Below are 21,008 nucleotides of genomic sequence, written 5' to 3' on the forward strand. Positions count from 1 at the left end.
AAGACTATTGTGTTCTGTTTTTTTGTATAATCTTTTTTTATAAAGGCAGTACCTGTCTGCCTAGTTTTTCATTTATTACAATTGCGGCTGCTTCATAAAAAGCAAAAAAGCCACATAATATTCCTTCATAGCCTGCAATGGTATGAATATTCTGGTTTCCGGTAAAACTGGCTGCAGATAATAGTGCAAACAAAATGACCAGTGTACCAAAAATAAGTTTTCCTATAGTGTTTCCGTTCAGTGTTCCAATGAAAAAAGCAAGTGTAAAAACGCCCCATATTCCTAAATAACATCCCATTGAAGCCCCATCAGGTTTTGTTACTCCTATTAAAGGAAGCAGCCACAACGCAACAAGTGATATCCAGAAGAATCCATAAGAAGTAAAAGCTGCCATAGCAAAGCCGTTTCCTTTTTTCCATTCCATAATTCCTGCAATAACTTGTTGCATTCCTCCAAAAAAGATTCCCATCCCCATAATCATCGAATTAAGTTCAAAGAATCCTGCATTGTGGATATTCAATAACATTGTTGTCATTCCAAAGCCAAAAAGGCCTAATGGTGCCGGATTAGCTGTGGTGTCTTTAAAAATTTGTTCCATTGTGGTTTAAAAAAATTAAGGTTAATTAAGGTTAATTAAGGTTAAAATAGGATACCAAATTCAGTTTTTTTAATTGTAAAAAAAAATAAAATATATATATGTGTTAATGCTATAGTTATTTTTTAAAACGCTCCCATTTTATAAGCATGAATTTGTCTCCTAATTCAGTAATAATCATTCCTGCTCCTGAGAGTGTTTCTTTGTTTTTTATGTATTCAATTAGTTCTGAGTGATTTAATATTTTGTAAGTGGGGTGGTAATTAGAATTGATGGGTTTTTTAATATTAAAGGATTTTATCCAGTTGCTAATACTTACATGGGATACGCCTATGATTCTCTCAATTTCTCTATAGCTCAAACCTTCCAGGTAGAGTTGTAATGCTTTAGTTACATAGTAATCATCAATTTTTTTTCCAACCTTATTTACGGTAAAAAAATAGTTGCAATTTTTACATAAATACCTTTGTTTTTCATTAATAATACCGCTTTTAACGATTTTGGTATTTTGGCATTTGGGACAACTGATTATTTCCATGTATATGAATTTTGCATAAATATACTAAATTAGCAATTATTTTTATATGAGAAAGCTTTTTAAGGTTTTGTTTGTAGAATTTAAAGAAAGGATATGCTTATGTTTTGGTTGTTGCGATAATGATTTGCTGTTATTTTTATAATAAATAAAAAAAAAGTTTTAATTTAATGAGTATATAATAAAAAAAGTGTTCTTTATGTATAAAAGATTCTTTTTGTATATGTGATTTTGGTTAGTCATAATTAGTTAGTGGTGATAAGAGAGTTGTTATTTAGATAGCAACTCTTCTTTCTAAAATTAACAATACCCAAAGAAGGTGATAATTAAAAAATAAATAAATTTTGAGTTTGAAAAATCAAATTTTACATACCGGAATTGTTGATGATAATATGCTGTGGATGCGTCTTAGAGAAGGTGATGAAAAAGCATTTTCAACACTTTTTAAAAGATATTATGGTTATTTAATCCAGTATGGAAATTCCTTTTCTCCATATACAGAGAAAATTCAGGATTGTGTTCAGGATGTTTTTACTGATATATGGATTTATCGCAATAGTCTTAGCGACACTGTCGTTGTTAAAGCTTATTTGTTATCCTGTGTGCGTAAACGTATTGTACGTTTGCAACAACGGGATAAGGTTTTTAATAAGGCAACTTCTATGGATGCTATAACTTTTTTATTCGATTTTTCGGTAGAACAACAATTAATTTCCGATGAGCTGACTGCCGGCAAAGTGGTGCATCTTAATAAGGTGCTCAATCTGTTGCCTTCCCGTCAAAAAGAAGCTTTATTTTTAAAATACCATCATGGCTTAAATATAGATGAAATAGCAGCTATTTTGAATGTTAATTATCAATCGGCAAGTAATTTATTGCACAGGGCGCTGGTAAATATTCGTAAGGAATGGAAGGTAAATGTATTGTTACTGATAACTTTGATGATGTGCTGGGGTTAGAAGTAGTAAGAAAAATAACGAATAATGAGTATGTAAAAGAGTGTTTGTCCTTTATGATTGAAGAAAGACTTTGAAAATGAAAAAAAGAAATAAATATAAAGAAATAGAAGATTTTTTGGCTGATGAATCATTCCGGTTGTGGATGAAGTCAAAAAATGATGTAGCAGGCTGGGAAGACTGGACATTAGACCATCCTAATCGGGCTAAATTAGTCGAAGAAGCCCGTTTGTGGTTGCTTGCTATGAAAGTTCCGGAAAATAATTTGTCTCAGGAGCAACTGGATAATGCGCTGCAAAACACTTGGCTCAAAATTGAACACAAAGAACAGAACCGTAAAATGGAACATAAATTAGTTCAATTATGGAACACAGGCTGGTTTAGAAATATTGCTGCTATACTAATTTTTAGTTTGCTGTCATTTTACGTGTATACCAATTATTTTACTGCTGCAAGCACTGATTTTTATAATGAACAAATTCTTGCACATACCGATGAAGAAGGCTTATTGGAACAAATAAATAATTCTAACAAACCACAAATAATAAATTTATCTGATGGGAGCTCAGTATTGTTACAGCCTAAAAGTAAACTGAGTTATCCTAAAGTTTTTATGGGTAATGAGCGAAAAGTATATCTGTCAGGAGAAGCTTTTTTTGAAATCAGTAAAAATCCGGGAAAACCTTTTTTTGTTCATGCTAATGAAATTGTAACAAAGGTAGTAGGTACCAGTTTCCGAATTAAAGCTTATAATAATGATTCTGATGTAGAGGTTTTAGTACGAACAGGAAAAGTAAAAGTGAATTCTGAAAAAAATGATAATAATACATCAAATCAGAAAGAAATTGTGTTATTGCCTAATCAGGCACTTCGTTTTGAACGCAGGAATCAGACTTTTAAAAAAATAACTGATATTACCTCAGATCAGTCTATTCATAATTCTGTGAGGAGTATTGAACAGTTAAGTTTTGATTTTACAGATATTCCTGTTAGTCAGATTTTTAAAACAATAGAACAGGCTTACTCGGTAGAAATAGATTATCCGAAAGAAGAATTGGAGAAATGCCATTTGACTACTTCTCTGAATGATCAGCCTTTACCGGAAAAATTAAAGATTATCTGTAAAAGTATTGGGAATAATTCCAGTTATACGATGAACGGAAATCAGATCACCATTTTATCTAAAGGATGTAATTAAATAAAACCTGCATAAAAAAAGCGTCGAAATGCTGCAACATCACGACGCCTGTACTCATTCTCACTCTGCAAAGTGAGTTTGAAAATGTTTCTTAAATACGCTCAAATAGTATTAATCAAAACAAACCAAAATTATGAAAAAAAACCAAGTAAAACAACGATTACTAATCCGACTCATGAAGATGACATTGTATCAATTTGTATTAGCGGTTGTCTTTTCGACTGTTACCATGGCAAATAGCCTCAATGGGCAGGGAAAGTTAGACACAAAAGTGACCATATCGATAACTGATATGAATTTAAATAATGCTTTAACAGAACTGGGAAAAACAGCCGATGTAAAGTTTTCATATAATTCAAGAATGGTAGCTTTTGATCAAAAAGTTACTGTTAAAGCGACTAATGAGGTTTTGTCAGCGGTACTTTCCAGAATTTTACAGCCACTGAATATTAAATATACGGTAGTTAGCAATCAAATTATTTTACAAAAAGATACTAATAAAAGTGCTAAAGAAAACGAAAGTGTTATGAGTTCGCTAGCACAACAGCAAAAAATACTTAGTGGAGTAGTTGTAGATGCGGGAGGACTTTCGCTTCCGGGAGCAAGTGTTTTAGTAAAAGGAACAAAGAATAGTGTCTCTACTGATATCGACGGAAAATTTACCATCAGAGTAGATGATGCAGCAAAAATACTGGTGATTTCCTATATAGGTTTTGATACGGTTGAAATGCCGATAGAAGGCAAGACGGATTTTAGAATTACGCTTAAAGAATCGTCCCAAAGTTTAGAGGAAGTTGTAGTTGTAGGTTATGGAACGCAAAGAAAAAGCGATTTAACAGGTGCTATATCATCTGTTTCCGGAGAAGAATTAGCAACAGTTCCTGCAATGACCGCAGCCCAGGCTTTACAGGGAAGAGCTGCTGGTTTAAATATTGTTACCACTAGTGGAGCACCCGGAGCAGGAACTAATATTACGATTCGTGGTGGAACTTCCATTACTCAAAGCACTAAACCACTTTATATTGTGGATGGTTTTCAAATGGATGATGCACTAAATGTTATCAATCCTAATGATATTAAAAGTATTGAAATCTTAAAAGATGCTTCCTCAACTGCTATTTATGGAGCGAGAGGGTCAAATGGTATTATTGTAATTACGACAAAATCAGGTAAAAAAGGGCAAACAACAGTTTCTTATAACTCTTTTATTTCCGTTGATGAACTTTCTAAAAAAATGGATATGATGTCTAATGCAGAAGATTTTGTAAAATACCAATACGAAATGGCTGTATTACAAGGGAAACCGGCACAATGGAGTAATGTTTTTGATAATAGTTTAGCAACAGATACTCCTAATTTTTATACAGGAGCTTTTGAGCGTATTAATAACCGTTATGCATCTGATTATGCTACTGACTGGCAGAAAAAGATGTTTGGAGGAACTGGGTTTACCCAAAACCAAAATGTTACTGTATCAACAGGTAATGAGAAAACACAGGCGTTTTTAAGTTATAATTATAATAATCAGGAAGGAATTATAGCAAATCATAATGATACGAGAAATACCTTCCGTGCAAAGATTAATTCAGAATTGTATAAAGGTTTGCGTTTAGATCTTAATACCATGTTTAGTAATACTTCAACTGATGGAGGTGGAGAATATAGTGGTCTGAAAGATGTTCTTTTGCAGCCAATTAATGGGGGAACATTATTTAATCAGGATCAGTTGCTTAATACACAGACTTTTGGAGACTTATCAGGATTGGATTCGGCTTATGACACTGAAAACCCTTTAGTAGAAAACCAGGCATCCCAATCTAATAAACGTTCTCGTGTATTTCTTGTTAATACTGGTGTAGAGTTTGATTTTCTTAAAAATTTCACTTGGCGTACTTCCGGTCAGTATTCCTGGTCGAGCAGTAAGGGAACTAATTTTTCAGATGAAAATTCAAGAGCAGCACTGACAGATCCTGTTAATACAGGTATAAACGGGAAAATTGATAATGGAGAATCTTTTAGTTATCAAATCACAAATACTTTAAATTTTAAGAAAACTTTTGCTGACAGACATGATGTTTCTGTGTTATTAGGACAAGAGGTTACTTATAACGAATCTGAAAGTAATAGTATAACTCTTCGTCAATTTCCAAGACCCAATTTTGGATTAGACGATATTTCAAATGCAACTGTTTCAGATAAGGAGACAAAACATTCCCGTAATGGTTTAGCTTCATTCTTTGGTCGTGTAAATTATACTTATGATAACCGTTATCTTTTAGCCGGGACATTGCGTTATGATGGTTCCTCAAAATTTGCCGAAGGGAATAAATGGGGTGTATTTCCATCTGTTTCCGGGGCATGGAGAATTTCAGAAGAAAGTTTCTGGAAAAATAATGCTATTGGAGATGTTATTAATAATTTTAAATTACGTGCCGGTTATGGTATCACCGGTAATAACGGAATTGGTAACAACTTATATCTTACTACGGTAAGTCAAACAGATTATCCGGTTAATAATACTCCGGGGAATCCGGCTTATGTACCTAGTTCAACATTAGGAAACCAAGGTTTACAGTGGGAAACATTACATGCTACCAATTTTGGGTTGGATATTTCTTTATTTAACAGAAGAATTGATATCACAGCAGAATGGTATAACAATCAGATTAGTGATATGTTATTAAAGAGTATTATTCCTTCTTCAACAGGATACGCAAATCAATACCAGAATGTAGGAACAATGCGCAATCGTGGTTGGGAATTTACAGTAGGTACAACAAATGTAAGAACTGATAATTTTAGCTGGACGACAAATTTAAATTTAGCGTTTAATAAGTCCAAAGTGCTTTCTTTAGAGAAAGATCAGACACAAAAAACATTTAATGTAGGAGGTAACAGGTCTGGTTCAGTAACATATTATGCTACTGTGGGCGATCAGCTGGGGGATATGTATGGATATGTATATGAAGGGCTTTACACAACAGATGATTTTACACAAAATCCTGATGGAACTTATGTTTTAAATCCTGGTGTTGTAAAACCCTCTAACGGTACAGCAAGTCCGGGTGATGTTAAATTTGCTGCCGATAATGAAGCAGGAGATCAATTTACACGTCAGTTAGTTAAAATTGGGAACGGTACTCCTGATTGTATTGGAGGTATCACTAATACATTTCGCTATAAAGGTTTTGATCTGAATACATTTATGAAATTCAGTATTGGTAATGATATTTATAATGCCACTAAACACAGTACAAGTCCTTATGCTCTTTTTCAAAATGTACCTACAGAGTTTGGTAATAGTTACTACCGTTTAATCGATCCTTTGACAGGACAAAAAGCAACTTCGCTTACGCGTTTACAGGAATTAAATCCTGATGAAGCTTCCCGTACCTCCGCTTTGAATCTTTTGAACTCAAGCTATATCACTTATCCTTCTTCATCTTATATTGAAGATGGTTCTTATCTGCGTCTTGCACAAATAACATTGGGTTATACCCTGCCAAAAGCATGGTCAGAAAAAGCTGGAATTACTAACGCTCGTTTTTATTTTACGGCTAATAATATTTTAACTATTACGGGTTACTCAGGTTTTGATCCCGAAGTTTCAGCCGGAGATAATGATTTAGTAGCAGTAACTCCGGGATATGACAGTTCTGCTTATCCTCGTTCCAGAAGCTTCGTTCTAGGGTTAAACTTAACATTTTAATGCAAAATATACATCATGAAAAAAATATCTATAAAATTGTTTGAGAAAAAAAAGGCATTAATAATTTCGCTTCTTGTTGTTTCTTTAAATATGACTTCTTGCCAGGACTATCTGGATATGCCGTCTTACAATGCTGTTGATACTGAAACGGTATTTTCTGACGAATTAACAGCTGATATGTTTGTTCAGGGCTGTTATCGGGGTATCATTCATTCTGAATTGTTTTATCAGTTGGGAGCGGGAGAGACAGTTACTCACTCTTCAGAGGATGGAACAACTAATAACTCGAAATATAATATTTGTAACTATTTTTATGATGCCACAACACCATATACTGTTACAACTATTTTTAAAGAACAGTATCGTATAATTGAAGCTACAAATATCGCTATCAGTCGAATGAGCAAAATGCCTGAAACAGCTAAAACTAAAGCATTATTAGGCGAAGCAAAAGCAATCAGGGCTTTTTGTTACTATAATTTAATTCGTGTTTATGGTGATGTCCCTGCTGTTTGGCAGCCACTTGAAGAATTAAATCCGGATGATGAAAATACATTTTATCCAAAACGTGCTCCTCGTGATGAAATTTATGACCGCATTGTGACTGATTTGCAATCGGCTGTACAGGATATTCCCTGGTTTTCGCAAAGTGGTTATGCGACTTATGAGCGTATTACAAAGCAAGGTGCTTATGCTTTATTAGCGCGTGTTGCTTTACATGCGGGAGGGTATTCATTACGCTGGAATCTGGAAACAAACGATCCCGGAACTTTAATGATGTCCAGACGTGCTGATGTAGGCCGTGCTCAGGAGCTTTATCAGATTGCTAATGATGCCTGTGAAGCCGTTATTTCCAGAAATGAAAACAGCTTGGTTCAGGCGCAAGGTAATAAAAGCGGTTTTGAATATTTGTGGTATAATTTCTGTCAAAGAAACTTTTCTGCTACCAGAAGTGAGATGCTTTGGGAAGTGGCTAATTTAGGACAGAATACAAACTCTAATTTTGGGGTATATGCTCATCCTGGAACCCGAGGAGGTGTATTCGGCTCACGAAAAGCGTTACAATTTATGTTGCCAACTTATTATTTGTCATTTAATCCAAATGATACCCGACGTGATGTTTCCTGTACTGCTTATAGTATTTATTTTCTAAACAACGGTAATGCTACAACTGATAAGTGGGTTGATGTAGGAACAACATTATCTTGTATCATGCCGGGAAAATTCCGAATCTCATGGTGTGTTGAGCCACAGGGTGCAGCAGAAAGAAATGTTAATATTCCTGTCTTGCGTTATGCAGATGTACTATTAATGTATGCAGAAACTCAAAATTATCTGAACAATAATCCAACAACAGCAGCTAAAAATGCTTTGCAGGAAATAAGAAATCGTGCAGGTATTGGATCTCTTCCTATACCGTCTGACAAACAGGGATTTGAAGACGCTATTGTTCAGGAGCGCAAATGGGAATTTGCAGGTGAATTTAACCTTCGTACTGATTTAATTCGAATGAATCGTCTGGCAACTGAATTAGCAGCGACTAAACAAGATATGAAAGACCTTTCAGACAGGAAAAATGCATACGCTAATACTCCTGTTTATCGTTTGTATAAATTTCATCTGGATGCACAAACATATGGAGATCCGTTTTTGGGAGTTGAGTATATTGATTTAACGGATCCTGCTGAGATAGCACTAATCCAAACCATACCTACTAATACTGCTCAGTATGCTAATTTCCTTGCTACGACTTCAGGTATTGCACAGGCTCATGGCTTTACAGTTACAAGTGAAGATAAATGGTATCCGGTGAATATGTTTCAGGCTTACACCAGTGCTTATAATGGAAATTCACGAAAAACAGTTGGGTTTACAGGAGGTTTTAATACACTTCAAATAGGAAATATTATTTATACCAAACCAACAGGTTCGGCTGAAAATGGAGGTCAGTATCCAAACTGGATTCAGGCTCCCGACGGAAGTGACGGATTGTATTACGGATTTCAGCAAAACCGTTCAGAATTGCTTCCTTTTGCCAATAAATCTGCGGGTCATCCACTTATTGATAATCCAAATTTAACGCAGCATCCGGGTTATTTAAATTAATAATTACAAATTCGGATTATTATAAAAAAAATCTCAGAGCGATATAAATTCGCTTTGAGATTTTTTTTTGGTTTTAAATGATTCCAACTTTCTTTTTTTAATTAAGTGAGTTTGATTTCATAAAATTATAATAGAATTAATAAATGTTTTATTTACATTTGTTAATTCCAGCCAAAATTATAATGAATTAAACCAATGAAAAATATTATTAAATGCAATTGCATTGCTCTGGCATTATCTCTTTTAATGTTGATGCCCATTTTTGCAAATAACAATAAAGCAGTACATCCTGGCTCAGTCTATTTATTTGCTTATACACCTGAGAATTTATCCGGTAGAACGGGGCTGCAATTTGCATGGAGTGTTGATAAGGAAAATTGGCATTCAGTAGGGCAGAATCATAATTTTTTACTTTCAGATTACGGAAGATGGGGATCTCAGAAAAAAATGAAGTCACCTTATCTTTTTCAGGATGCAGGCGGAGTATACCATTGTGTATGGAGTCTGAATGATAAAGACGGTTCGTTTGCACATGCTGCTTCTAAGGATTTGATTACTTGGGGACGCCAATCGTATCAAGAAGTCATGCAAGATAAAAATTGTCTGAAACCTATAGTTTCTCAAAATAATGGAATTTTTACCATATCATGGAAGAGTTCGGCAAATGGGACAAATGGATTGTTTGCTGTAACTACTAGCAATTTTATAAATTATTCTGAAACAAAAACAATTCAGGATTCCAAACGTTCCGATTTAAGAGAATCGATCACAATTTCCGGAATTCTTCAAAACGGGACAGTACATAAAGTCTCCTGGGATTTAGTAAATAATCTGATAAAAAATGAACAGTTAACGACTTATAATAATCAGTTAAAAGAGGAATCTTCAAAAACCGACGCGATTCGTTTTGCATCACTGAAACCGCTAAATGCCACCATGACTGTTGAAGCTACCAGAAGTAAAAAAATAAGCAATATGCTTACCGGAGTATTTTTTGAAGACATTAATTACGCTGCAGATGGCGGATTGTATGCAGAGCTGATTCAGAATCGTGATTTTGAATATGCTTCGAGCGACAAGGAAGGTCGTGATAAAACATGGAATAGTTCTAAATCCTGGACTATCGAAGGAAATCAAAATGCATTTACAATAGATTCGCTTGCGCCAATTCATGAAAACAATAAGCATTATGCTGTTTTAAAAACGACCGAAGTTGGAAAAGGATTATCTAATGAAGGTTTTGATGGGATTGCTTTAAAAGCAGGAGATAAGTATGATTTTTCATTGTTTTGTCGAAATTTGGCTGCAGCCAAAACAAAAATAATTGTTCGTTTGACAGGGAAAAATGGAGAAAAATATGCCGAAACTTCGATTAATTCGAACAGTGTAAATTGGAAAAAATACAACGCTGTTTTGGTTTCGAATAAAACAGCGACTGATGCTAAATTAGAAATTCTGCCTCAAAATCAGGGAAGTATTGCTCTGGATATGATTTCGCTGTTTCCTCAAAAAACTTTTAAAGGGCGTAAAAATGGTCTCCGTGCCGATTTGGCACAGACTATTGCTGATATCCAGCCAAAATTCATGCGCTTTCCCGGCGGATGTGTCGCTCATGGTGACGGAATTGATAATATTTACCATTGGAAAAATACCATTGGACCATTAGAATCCAGAAAGGGGCAACGTAACCTTTGGGGCTATCATCAGTCAATGGGATTGGGTTATTTTGAGTATTTTCAGTTTTGCGAAGATATGGGAGCAGCGCCTTTGCCGGTAGTTGCAGCGGGTGTTCCTTGTCAGAATTCAGGAACTGGCGGAGCGGGACAACAAGGCGGAATTCCTATGGATGAAATGGACGAATATGTTCAGGATGTTTTGGATTTAATTGAATACGCTAATGGGGATGTGAATACCAAATGGGGAAGGAAAAGAGCCGAAGCGGGACATCCAAAGCCGTTTAATCTTAAATATGTAGGAATAGGAAATGAAGATTTAATTACAGATATTTTTGAAGAACGTTTTACTATGATTTTTAATGCTGTAAAAGCAAAACATCCTGAAATTACCGTGATTGGGACCGTTGGTCCATTTTATGAAGGAACAGATTATAATGAAGGCTGGGCACTTGCCGATAAATTAAATATTTCAATGGTAGATGAACATTATTACGAATCGGTGGGTTGGTTTATCAATAATCAGGATTTTTATGATAAATACGATCGTTCTAAGGCGAAAGTTTATTTAGGAGAATATGCCGCTTTTTTACCGGGACGTCCTAATAATATCGAAACGGCTTTGGCGGAAGCCTTATATTTAACTTCAATTGAGCGCAACGGCGATGTGGTAAGTATGGCATCTATTGCGCCAATGCTTGCCAAAGAAGGACACACCCAATGGAATCCGGATATTATCTATTTTAATAATTCGGAAGTGAAACCAACAGTAGGTTATCAGGTTCAGAAAATGTACGGGAATAATGCCGGAGATGTTTATTTGCCCAATAGCATTACGCTTTCTGATGGGAATGAAGCTGTTCAAAAACGTATTGGAGTTTCAGTAGTTCGCGATAGCAAAAGCAATGATTTGATTTTGAAATTAGTCAATATGCTTCCTGTTGCAGTAAATACCCAATTGGATTTAAAAAATCTGGGAATTGCGGCTTCACAAGCCACTCGTATCTTGTTAACGGGAACACCGGATAGTAAAGCAGCTTTGCCGAAAACGGATGCCATTGCTATTGATGAAAATTTTTCAACTGAAATGCCGGCTTATTCATTTACGCTTATTCGAATAAAAACAAAATAAAAACAAAATCTATTCTGAAAATAGGTGAGGGAGCATATGTTTTCAGAATAAAAAATTCACTTAAAATTATGGTAGTAAAACATTTTACAAACAAGTTTTGTGCAATTGCATTGTTTGCTCTTGGTACCTCAGTTTACGGACAATCGGAACAATTGGAATCTTTTCCTTTATCATCTGTTCGCTTGTTAGAAAGTCCTTTTCAAAAAGCACAGCAAACTGATATGAAATACATTTTAGAACTTGATGCCGATAGATTGTTGGCACCTTATCTAAAAGAAGCCGGACTAATGCCATTAAAAGACAATTACGGCAATTGGGAAAATACAGGACTCGATGGTCACATTGGCGGACATTACCTTTCGGCTTTATCAGAGATGTATGCTGCTACAGGAAATCTGCAAATAAAAGAACGATTGGATTATATGCTGGATAATCTGGAAAAGTGCCAGTTGAAAAATGGAGATGGTTATATAGGCGGAGTTCCGGGAAGTAAACAACTGTGGGCTGATATTGCTAAAGGCAAGATTGATGCGGGAGGTTTTTCACTGAATGGCAAATGGGTGCCTTGGTATAATATTCATAAGGTTTATGCAGGTTTGGTTGATGCTTATACCTTAACGGATAATGATAAAGCTAAAAAAATGCTGGTTCAATTATCGGATTGGTGTTTGAAATTAGTGGACAATCTTTCTGATGAGCAAATCCAACTGATGTTAAAAAGCGAACACGGCGGTATGAACGAAGTTTTTGCCGATGTAGCCGCTATTACCGGAGATAAAAAATATTTAGCATTGGCAGAGAAATTTTCGCATAAAACAATTTTGAATCCATTGTTGGAAAATCACGACAAATTAAATGGATTGCATGCCAATACACAAATTCCTAAAGTGATTGGTTTTATGCGTGTTGCTGAGGTGGGCGGAGATGCTAAATGGGCAGATGCAGCTAACTTTTTTTGGAATACTGTTGTTGCTAACAGAACCATTTCTATAGGAGGAAACAGTGTCAGAGAGCATTTTAATCCTACGGATGATTTTTCGTCGATGTTAGAATCCAGAGAAGGACCGGAAACCTGCAACAGCTACAACATGCTTAAATTGAGTAAGCATTTATTCCTGGCACATCCGGACTCGAAATACATGGATTATTACGAGGGTACTACTTACAATCATATTTTGTCATCGCAGCATCCTGATGGGGGATTTGTATATTTTACACCTATTCGTCCGCGTCATTACCGTGTGTATTCAGAACCGCAGGAATCTTTTTGGTGTTGTGTGGGTTCTGGTTTAGAAAATCATGGAAAATATGGCGAAATGATTTATGCTCATAATGCGAATGATTTGTACGTAAATCTTTTTATTCCGTCTACTTTAGATTGGAAAGAAAAAGGATTGAAACTGACGCAAAATACCAAGTTTCCTTTCGAAGAGCAATCAACTTTGATATTGGACTTGAAAAAGGCACAAAAGTTTGCCGTTAAGTTTAGATATCCTTCTTGGGTAAATGATGGCGAATTAAAAATCAAAGTCAACGGTAAGGAGGTAGCGTTTGTAAAGGATGCCAATTCTTATGTTGCTATTGATCGAAAATGGAAACCGGGAGATGTGATTTCGATAGTTTTGCCAATGCATAATAAAACGGAGCAGCTTCCGGATAAATCAAATTGGGTTTCATTTTTACGTGGACCAGTAGTTTTAGCGGCTGTTACCGATACTTCTGATTTGACAGGATTAACAGCCGATGGAAGCCGGATGGGACATATTGCCAGTGGATCCATTTATCCTATTGAAGAAGCGCCAATGCTGGTTTCAAATTCGACTGATTTAGCACAATCAATAATAGCAGTAAAAAACAAACCTTTTACGTATTCGATTTCAGACATCACTTATCAGGATCAATTTAAGGACTTGCAATTGGTGCCTTTTTTCCAAATTCATGATGCGCGATATATGTTGTACTGGCCTTATACCACAAAAGAAAAATTACCGGAATTGCAGGCTGCTATGAAAGAAAGGGAAGATGCTAAAATGAAATTGGAAGCACAAACCGTTGATATGATTACTGCGGGTGAGCAACAGCCGGAAAATGATCACAATTTTAAAGGAGAAAAAACCGATACCGGAATTTATAAAAAACGTCATTATAGAAACGGAACGGGATTCTTTAGTTATGAATTGAAAAACCCCAAACTCGAAGCCCGTAAATTAAGATTCACTTATTTTGGTTCTGATAAAAATAAAAACTTTGATATTTATATGAACTCGGTTTTAATTGCCTCGATTACATTGGATGGAACAGAAGGCAATCAGTTTGTGGATAAAACAATCGAAATTCCGGCTGAGGTTTTAAAATCGAATGCAAAATTATTCGAAGTAAAATTTCAGGCGAAACCGAATTCGTCTGTTGCCGGTATTTATGAAGTGCGTTTGATGAAATAATTTAGAATAGTATTTTAATTTGTAGTGAAGAAGCCTCCTGGAAAACGGGAGGTTTTTTTGTTATATTTATTTTCAATACATATAACGCTGACAGGAATTTTAAAACCAGTTTATCTGCTGAACTAAAAAAGAATATATAAGTAATGCATTTTCAAAAGTTTATAAAAAACAAAAAACCCGAATATTGCTATTCGGGTTTTGTGGTACCTCCAGGGTTCGAACCAGGGACACATGGATTTTCAGTCCATTGCTCTACCAACTGAGCTAAGGTACCGTGCTTGTTGCGGGTGCAAATATAGAACCATTTTTAATATATCCAAAACATTTTTATGAAAAAATCTATTCGTACCTTCGCCCAAGCAAAAACCAAAATATGATAGTAACTGTTGATGTGGGGAATACCCGAATTAAAGCAGCTGTTTTTGAGGGAAATACTAATTTGAAAAACTTTGTTTTTGATAAAACAGTGCTGGAAAATGAGATTAAAAAAATTTTAAAAGAATTTCAGACAATAAATAATTTAGTAGTTTCTTCGGTAGCAGATGTTGAAAAACAGGCCTTTTTAGTATTTGAAAAGTGGGTTCAGGTTCATTTTGTTTCACATGAAGATGCTTTTCCGTTTATCAATAATTACGGAACCCCAAAAACTTTAGGAATTGATAGGATGGTGCTGGCTGCTGGTGCTGCTTTGTTATATCCAAACCAAAACCGACTGGTAATTGATGCAGGGACCTGTGTGACCTATGATTTTGTAGATGAAAATAATGTGTATCAGGGTGGTGCTATTGCGCCGGGATTGCGGTTAAGATATGAATCTCTGCATGCGTTTACAGCAAAACTTCCGCTATTAAAATTGCAAAGTCCGGAATCTTATGTGGGGAAATCAACTTCAGAATCCATACACTCGGGTGTGGTAAACGGATTGGTCTATGAAATTGATGGTTTTATAGAGGAATATAAAACGGGCTGTTCAAAAATTATCATAATTTTAACGGGTGGTGATGCAGAATTTTTGGCTAAACGATTAAAAAATACCATATTTGCCAATTCAAATTTCCTTTTGGAGAGTTTGAATCAAACATTTCAATATAAAATCAAAAATGATTAGAAAAATTATATCAAGCCTTTGCTTGCTTTTATCCCTGGCATCTTTTGCACAAGAAGGAACTTCATCTCCCTATTCTTTTTACGGAATCGGAGATGTACGGTTTAAGGGGACTGTAGAAAGTCGTTCCATGGCAGGTGTTCAGGTGGAACAGGATAGTATCCATATTAATTTAGATAATCCGGCGGGTTTTTCTAACCTGAAATTGACCACTTTTACTGTTGGAGGTACTTATAATCTGACGACTTTAAAAAATGATTCCAGTTCTGAAAAAGCAAAAAGAACTACTTTTGATTATCTGGCGGTAGGATTGCCCATGGGTAAATTAGGGGTTGGTTTTGGTTTACTTCCTTATTCTTCTGTAGGTTACAAGATAGCGGTTGTTTCTAACGAAGTAAATGGTGCAAACAGTCGTGATTTTGGTAGCGGAGGATTAAACAAAGCTTTTTTTGCGCTTTCTTATAAAGTTGCACCCAATTTTAGTTTGGGAGCTAATGTAGAATATAATTTCGGACATATTGAAACTACTGATATGCAGTATGTTAATGGAGTAGCTTTAGGGAGTCTGGAATTAAATGAAGCTGATTTGTCCGGGGTTAATTTTAATTTCGGAGCCATGTATCAGGCAAAACTAAATGAAAAATTAAATTTTTTCAGCAGTTTGAGTTATAAACTGGAAGGGAATCTGGGGTCTTCTAATTCCAGAGTTATTTCTTCTGTAAATTATAATTCTGATTTTGAGTATTCTGAAGTAGAATCTTCTGATGAGGAAACTTTTTCAAGAGATTTAACGTTACCTAGCGAATTAAAAATAGGTGTTGGAATTGGCGAATCCAGAAAATGGCTTGTAGGTGCTCAGTTTACTTCAGCCAGTAAAGGTGATTTGGCTAATACTTACAATACGATGCCTAATGTCTCCTATGAAAAAGCAATGAAATATAGTCTGGGAGGTTATTTTATTCCTAACTATAATTCTTTTACCAGTTATTTTAAACGAATTGTTTTTAGAGCCGGTGTTAAATATGAAGAAACGGGATTGGTTGTGAACGCTGAGTCAATAAAAGATGCCGGTTTTAGTCTTGGATTGGGATTACCGGTTTCAGGGACTTTTTCTAATATTAATTTTGGATTTGAATATGGGAAACGAGGAACAACTTCGGCAGGTTTAATTCAGGAAAATTATGCTAAGTTCAGCGTAGGACTTTCGTTGAACGACCGATGGTTTGTGAAGAGAAAGTTTGATTAATAACTGCTTAAGAATTTTAAACAGTACTTTTTCTAAATTGCATTATGCGTGTATTTAAAACATATAATATATTTCCGGTAGTCATGGCAATAGCTGTGACTCTGTTTTTTGGGTGCGAAAGTAATTTTAAGAAAGTACAGCAAAATAATTTTACTGAATTTGCTCCCAGTGGTGATGCGGATAAAGTGAATTTAAAATATACTGATTCCGGTTTTATAAAAGCAGTATTGGTCAGTTCTAAGATGCTGGATTATGCCACGGTTGATTTCCCTTTTACTGAATTTCCTAAAGGAATTGATCTGACATTATATGATAACAAGGCTAAAGAAACCCATGTTACCTCTAATTATGCTATTTCGTATAAACAAACAGGAATCATTGATTTGCAGGGAAAAGTAAAGATTGTTTCACAAAACGGACAAATGCTGGAAACGGAGCAATTGTATTATGATCAGAAAAACGAATGGTTTTTTACGGAGAAAAAGTTTAAATTTACAGATTTAAAAGGTGTTTCTAACGGTCAGGGAATTGATTTTAGTAAAGATTTTAAAGTTGTTAATTCTCAAAGAATAACCGGTGAAGTACTAACCGCCGAATAATATAATTTACACATACTATGCGTTATTTAAAATATACCCCTTACATTTATATTCTTTTTGCTTTATTTTTTGTTTATGATGCCATCATAAAATGGAATGACCCGTCTAAAACGCCTCTTTTAAGTCTTTTAATAGCTGCTTTGGGTGTTTTTATGTTTTTCTTTAGAAGAAGATTTGCGAAAAAAATGGAAGATCGCAACCGTAAATCATAATTTATGGAAATTAGTATTATTATACTATGTTTAATACTGTCTGCTTTTTTTTCAGGGATGGAAATTGCATTTGTCTCGTCTAATAAAATTTATCTTGAAATAGAAAAAAAACAAGATAGCTTTATCTCTAAAATACTAACAAGACTTACAGAGAAACCTTCTAAATTTATAGCCGCTATGCTTATTGGTAACAATATAGCATTAGTGGTTTATGGTTTTTTTATGGGTGACTTACTGATGAACTGGATTCATTCGCTGAATTATCATTTTTCTGATTTGTTGAATTTATTAATCCAGACCGTATTGTCTACCATAGTGGTTCTGATAACAGCTGAATTTTTTCCAAAAGTCTTTTTTCAGATTTATTCAAATGTGTTAATTAAGTTTTTTGCTGTTCCGGCTTACATGTTCTATTTGCTGTTTTATTTTATTTCCACATTTTTAATTTGGGTTTCCGATTTTATTTTAAAACGTTTTTTCAGAACAGAAGGAGATCAGATTCAGTTGTATTTTTCTAAAGTAGAACTCGGGAATTATATCACTGAACAAATGAGTACAATAGAAGATGATGAAGAAGTGGATTCTGAAATTCAGATTTTTCAGAATGCACTGGAATTTTCAGGAGTAAAAGCCAGAGATATTATGACGCCACGTACTGAAATTGTAGCAGTCGATTTATACGATTCTGTTGATGAGTTAAAAGATTTGTTTGTAGAAACGGGGTATTCTAAAATTGTAGTCTATGAAAATTCATTAGATGAGATTGTGGGTTATGTACATTCGTTTGATTTGTTTAAAAAACCTAAAAATATTAAATCAGTAGTTATTCCGGTCGAATTTGTTCCGGAAACCATTTACATCAAAGATGTTATGGATTTGCTGATTAAAAAACGAAAAAGTGTAGCAGTAATTTTAGATGAGTATGGAGGGACTTCGGGAATCATTACTGTAGAAGATATTGTCGAAGAATTATTTGGTGAAATTGAAGACGAGCATGATTCTGATGAGGAATTAATAGAAAAAGAACTGGAAGAGGATACCTATCTTTTTTCGGCGCGTTTTGATGTGGAATACCTAAATCAGACCTATAAATTACAAATTCCCGAAAGTGATTCTTATGGGACTTTAGGCGGTTTTATTGTAGATTTTACTAAAGAAATTCCTCAAATGGGCGATGTAATCACTATTGGTAATTACCATTTTGTGATAGAAGAAGCCACAAATAAAAAAATTGAATTAGTAAAAATGACCGTAAAAGAGTGATTTTTTTAGAAAAACAAAAAATCTTTTAAAATAAAACGTTACTTGTATTATTATTAACTAGATAATTGTATTTTCGCAAACTGAATATAAAATTAACAACAATAAAAATGGCAGTTTTATCAAAAATTAGACAGCGTTCCGCTTTAATGATTGCAGTTATTGCATTGGCTTTATTTGCATTTATCATTGGTGATTTATTCAAAAGCGGAAGTTTTAGCAGTACCTCAAAAGATGTAGGAAGCATCAATGGAAAAGATATTTCATTTGAGGATTTTAGACTTAAAGTAAGCAATGTTGAAAAAAGTGGTCAGGGAATCACTTCTACAGCTGCTGCTAACAGAGTTTGGGAACAAGAAGTTTCGGTTGCTTTATTAACTGACGAATTTGATAAATTAGGATTAAGAGTTGGTGAAAAACATATCATTGAAATCTTAAAAGCAGATCAGAATATTGGACAAAATCCAATGTTTTTAAATGCTGCGGGGATGTTTGATCTGACAAAATTTAAAGAGTATTTTAAATCTAATCCTGCACAGGCAGAATATTTGAAACAAAGAGAAAAAGATGCTGAGTTAAATGCAAAATACCAAATCTACAGCACTTTAATAAAAGCAGCTTTTTACACTACTCAGGCTGAAGGTAAATTGAAATATGAAATGGAAGCTAATAAAGCTAATTTTTCATATGTGGGCGCTTTATATTCTTCTATTAAAGACAGTGATGTAAAAGTGACTGACACTGAGATTTTAGCCTATATGAAAGAAAATAAAAAACAATATAAAGCTGAGGAATCAAGAGGAATAGAATATGTATTGATTGAAGATAAAGCTTCTGCAGCAGATGAGGCTGAAGTGAAATCAAGAATCAGCAGTTTGTTGTCAGGAAGCGTAGTGTACAATCAGGCGACTGGTAAAAATGATACTGTAGCTGGTTTCAGAACTACTAATAATGTTATTGATTTTGTAAATTCAAATTCGGATATTCCTTATGATTCTACATATGTAGCTAAGAAAGATTTACCGGCTGTAGATGCAGATCAATTATTTAATTTGGCTCCCGGAGAAGTTTACGGACCTTATGTTTTTGGAAATTACTATTGTATTTCTAAATCTTTAGGAAAAAAATCAGGGGTAAATGCTAAAGCAAGTCATATCTTAATTAGTTATGAAGGTGCTCAGGTTCCAAACCAAAGAGAAAAAAGAACAAAAGAAGAAGCAAAAGCAAAAGCAGAAGAAGTATTAGCGCAGGTGAATGCTAATCCGGATAGTTTTATGATGCTTGCTTTCCAGTATTCTGATGATTCATCAGCTCAGCAAGGTGGTGATTTGGGGTATTTTGGACCTGGTCAGATGGTGAAAGATTTCAATGATTTTGTTTTCAATAACGGTATTGGAAAAATTGGTTTAGTTGAAACTCCTTTTGGATTCCACATTATCAAAATAACAGATAAGCAGGACGGTATTCGTTTGGCTACTGTAGCACAAAAATTAGAAGCTTCTGAAGCTACTTCTGATAAGATTTTTACAGAAGCAACTCAGTTTGAAATGGCTGCTGCTGATGGTGATTTTAACAAAGTGGCTAAACAAATGAAATTAACAGTAACACCTGCAATTTCTGTAAAAGCTATGGACGAAAGTTTTGGTCCTTTAGGAAATCAAAGAGCGATCGTGAGATGGGCATTTGGTGAGGATACTAAAGTAGGATCTGTTAAACGTTTTGAAGTAGCTAATTTAGGTCACGTAATTGCTACGGTTAAAAATATTGATGATTCCGGATTTGCTCCAATTGATCAGGTAAGACCTTTTATCGAAACAAAACTGAAGAAAACTAAAAAAGCAGAAATGCTAAAAGCAAAAATGACTGCCGGTTCTCTTGAAGCAATCGCTAAAGCTACAGGAAGTAAAGTGGAGCAGGCTGTTGATGTAACTCTGGATAACCCGGTTTTAAACGGAGGAGTAGGTCAGGAGCCAAGAGTTGTAGGAAATGCATTTGCTTTAGCAGCTAATAAAATGTCTGCTCCTATCGAAGGAAATACAGGAGTGTATGTTGTGAAAACGACAAGTATTGTTAAAGCTCCGGTTTTGAAAGATGTTGCTCCTTATGTTGAAAAAGTAAAAGCTCAATCAGCAGGAGATGTTGGCAGAGTGTTACCGGCTCTTAAAGATATCGCTGATATTAAAGACAACAGAAAACAATTTAATTACTAGATTTTAGTATTAATTAATTTCATAAAAAAAA

General features: G+C 34.7%; 14 protein-coding genes and 1 tRNA gene. 12 read left to right on the plus strand and 3 right to left on the minus strand.

What is annotated here, in order from left to right; genetic code table 11:
* Positions 1 to 37: 37 nt before the first annotated feature.
* Both ABS764_RS10465 and ABS764_RS10470 read right to left on the minus strand, forming a co-directional pair.
* On the minus strand, positions 38 to 598 hold the full coding sequence (locus ABS764_RS10465; RefSeq protein ID WP_408081743.1) for an acetate uptake transporter: 561 nt from the start codon (positions 596 to 598) through the stop codon (positions 38 to 40).
* A 115-nt stretch (positions 599 to 713) separates the two neighbouring features.
* Positions 714 to 1,133, minus strand: a complete 420-nt coding sequence (locus tag ABS764_RS10470) for a transposase-like zinc-binding domain-containing protein (RefSeq protein WP_408081744.1) — start codon at positions 1,131 to 1,133, stop codon at positions 714 to 716.
* A 347-nt stretch (positions 1,134 to 1,480) separates the two neighbouring features.
* Between ABS764_RS10470 and ABS764_RS10475 the strand changes: the two genes are divergently transcribed.
* The 6 genes from ABS764_RS10475 to ABS764_RS10500 all read left to right on the plus strand — a co-directional run bounded on the left by ABS764_RS10475 (position 1,481) and on the right by ABS764_RS10500 (position 14,345).
* A complete protein-coding gene (locus ABS764_RS10475) occupies positions 1,481 to 2,089 on the plus strand; it encodes an RNA polymerase sigma factor (protein ID WP_408081745.1) in 609 nt (202 codons plus the stop codon).
* A 76-nt stretch (positions 2,090 to 2,165) separates the two neighbouring features.
* Positions 2,166 to 3,284: a FecR family protein gene (locus ABS764_RS10480; protein ID WP_408081746.1), complete on the plus strand. Its 1,119-nt coding sequence runs from the start codon at positions 2,166 to 2,168 to the stop codon at positions 3,282 to 3,284.
* Between the two features lie 133 nt (positions 3,285 to 3,417).
* Positions 3,418 to 6,993 carry a TonB-dependent receptor gene (locus tag ABS764_RS10485; protein WP_408081747.1) on the plus strand — a complete coding sequence of 1,192 codons (3,576 nt, stop codon included), beginning with the start codon at positions 3,418 to 3,420 and terminating at the stop codon, positions 6,991 to 6,993.
* A 15-nt stretch (positions 6,994 to 7,008) separates the two neighbouring features.
* A complete protein-coding gene (locus tag ABS764_RS10490) occupies positions 7,009 to 9,099 on the plus strand; it encodes a RagB/SusD family nutrient uptake outer membrane protein (protein WP_408081748.1) in 2,091 nt (696 codons plus the stop codon).
* Between the two features lie 195 nt (positions 9,100 to 9,294).
* The gene (locus ABS764_RS10495; protein WP_408081749.1) at positions 9,295 to 11,904 is read left to right on the plus strand and encodes an alpha-L-arabinofuranosidase C-terminal domain-containing protein; all 2,610 of its coding nucleotides are present in this window, start codon (positions 9,295 to 9,297) and stop codon (positions 11,902 to 11,904) included.
* Between the two features lie 68 nt (positions 11,905 to 11,972).
* Positions 11,973 to 14,345 carry a beta-L-arabinofuranosidase domain-containing protein gene (locus ABS764_RS10500; RefSeq protein ID WP_408081750.1) on the plus strand — a complete coding sequence of 791 codons (2,373 nt, stop codon included), beginning with the start codon at positions 11,973 to 11,975 and terminating at the stop codon, positions 14,343 to 14,345.
* A 201-nt stretch (positions 14,346 to 14,546) separates the two neighbouring features.
* Here ABS764_RS10500 and ABS764_RS10505 read toward each other — a convergent pair.
* Positions 14,547 to 14,619 (minus strand) — tRNA-Phe (locus ABS764_RS10505).
* A 99-nt stretch (positions 14,620 to 14,718) separates the two neighbouring features.
* Between ABS764_RS10505 and ABS764_RS10510 the strand changes: the two genes are divergently transcribed.
* The 6 genes from ABS764_RS10510 (at position 14,719) to ABS764_RS10535 (ending at position 20,977) form a co-directional block, all read left to right on the plus strand.
* Positions 14,719 to 15,453 (plus strand): type III pantothenate kinase, encoded by a 735-nt coding sequence (locus ABS764_RS10510; RefSeq protein ID WP_408081751.1) that lies wholly within the window; start codon positions 14,719 to 14,721, stop codon positions 15,451 to 15,453.
* Positions 15,446 to 16,696 carry a hypothetical protein gene (locus ABS764_RS10515; RefSeq protein WP_408081752.1) on the plus strand — a complete coding sequence of 417 codons (1,251 nt, stop codon included), beginning with the start codon at positions 15,446 to 15,448 and terminating at the stop codon, positions 16,694 to 16,696. The genes ABS764_RS10510 and ABS764_RS10515 overlap by 8 nt, the downstream gene beginning before the upstream one ends.
* A 44-nt stretch (positions 16,697 to 16,740) precedes the next feature.
* On the plus strand, positions 16,741 to 17,295 hold the full coding sequence (gene lptC, locus ABS764_RS10520; protein WP_408081753.1) for an LPS export ABC transporter periplasmic protein LptC: 555 nt from the start codon (positions 16,741 to 16,743) through the stop codon (positions 17,293 to 17,295).
* A gap of 17 nt (positions 17,296 to 17,312) precedes the next feature.
* Positions 17,313 to 17,507, plus strand: coding sequence for a hypothetical protein (locus ABS764_RS10525; protein ID WP_408081754.1), 195 nt, complete (start codon positions 17,313 to 17,315; stop codon positions 17,505 to 17,507).
* A 3-nt stretch (positions 17,508 to 17,510) separates the two neighbouring features.
* On the plus strand, positions 17,511 to 18,770 hold the full coding sequence (locus ABS764_RS10530) for a hemolysin family protein (RefSeq protein ID WP_408081755.1): 1,260 nt from the start codon (positions 17,511 to 17,513) through the stop codon (positions 18,768 to 18,770).
* A gap of 107 nt (positions 18,771 to 18,877) precedes the next feature.
* The gene (locus ABS764_RS10535) at positions 18,878 to 20,977 is read left to right on the plus strand and encodes a peptidylprolyl isomerase (RefSeq protein ID WP_408081756.1); all 2,100 of its coding nucleotides are present in this window, start codon (positions 18,878 to 18,880) and stop codon (positions 20,975 to 20,977) included.
* Positions 20,978 to 21,008 lie beyond the last annotated feature (31 nt).

Source organism: Flavobacterium plantiphilum (assembly GCF_046000495.1).
Taxonomy (GTDB): Bacteria; Bacteroidota; Bacteroidia; order Flavobacteriales; family Flavobacteriaceae; genus Flavobacterium; species Flavobacterium plantiphilum.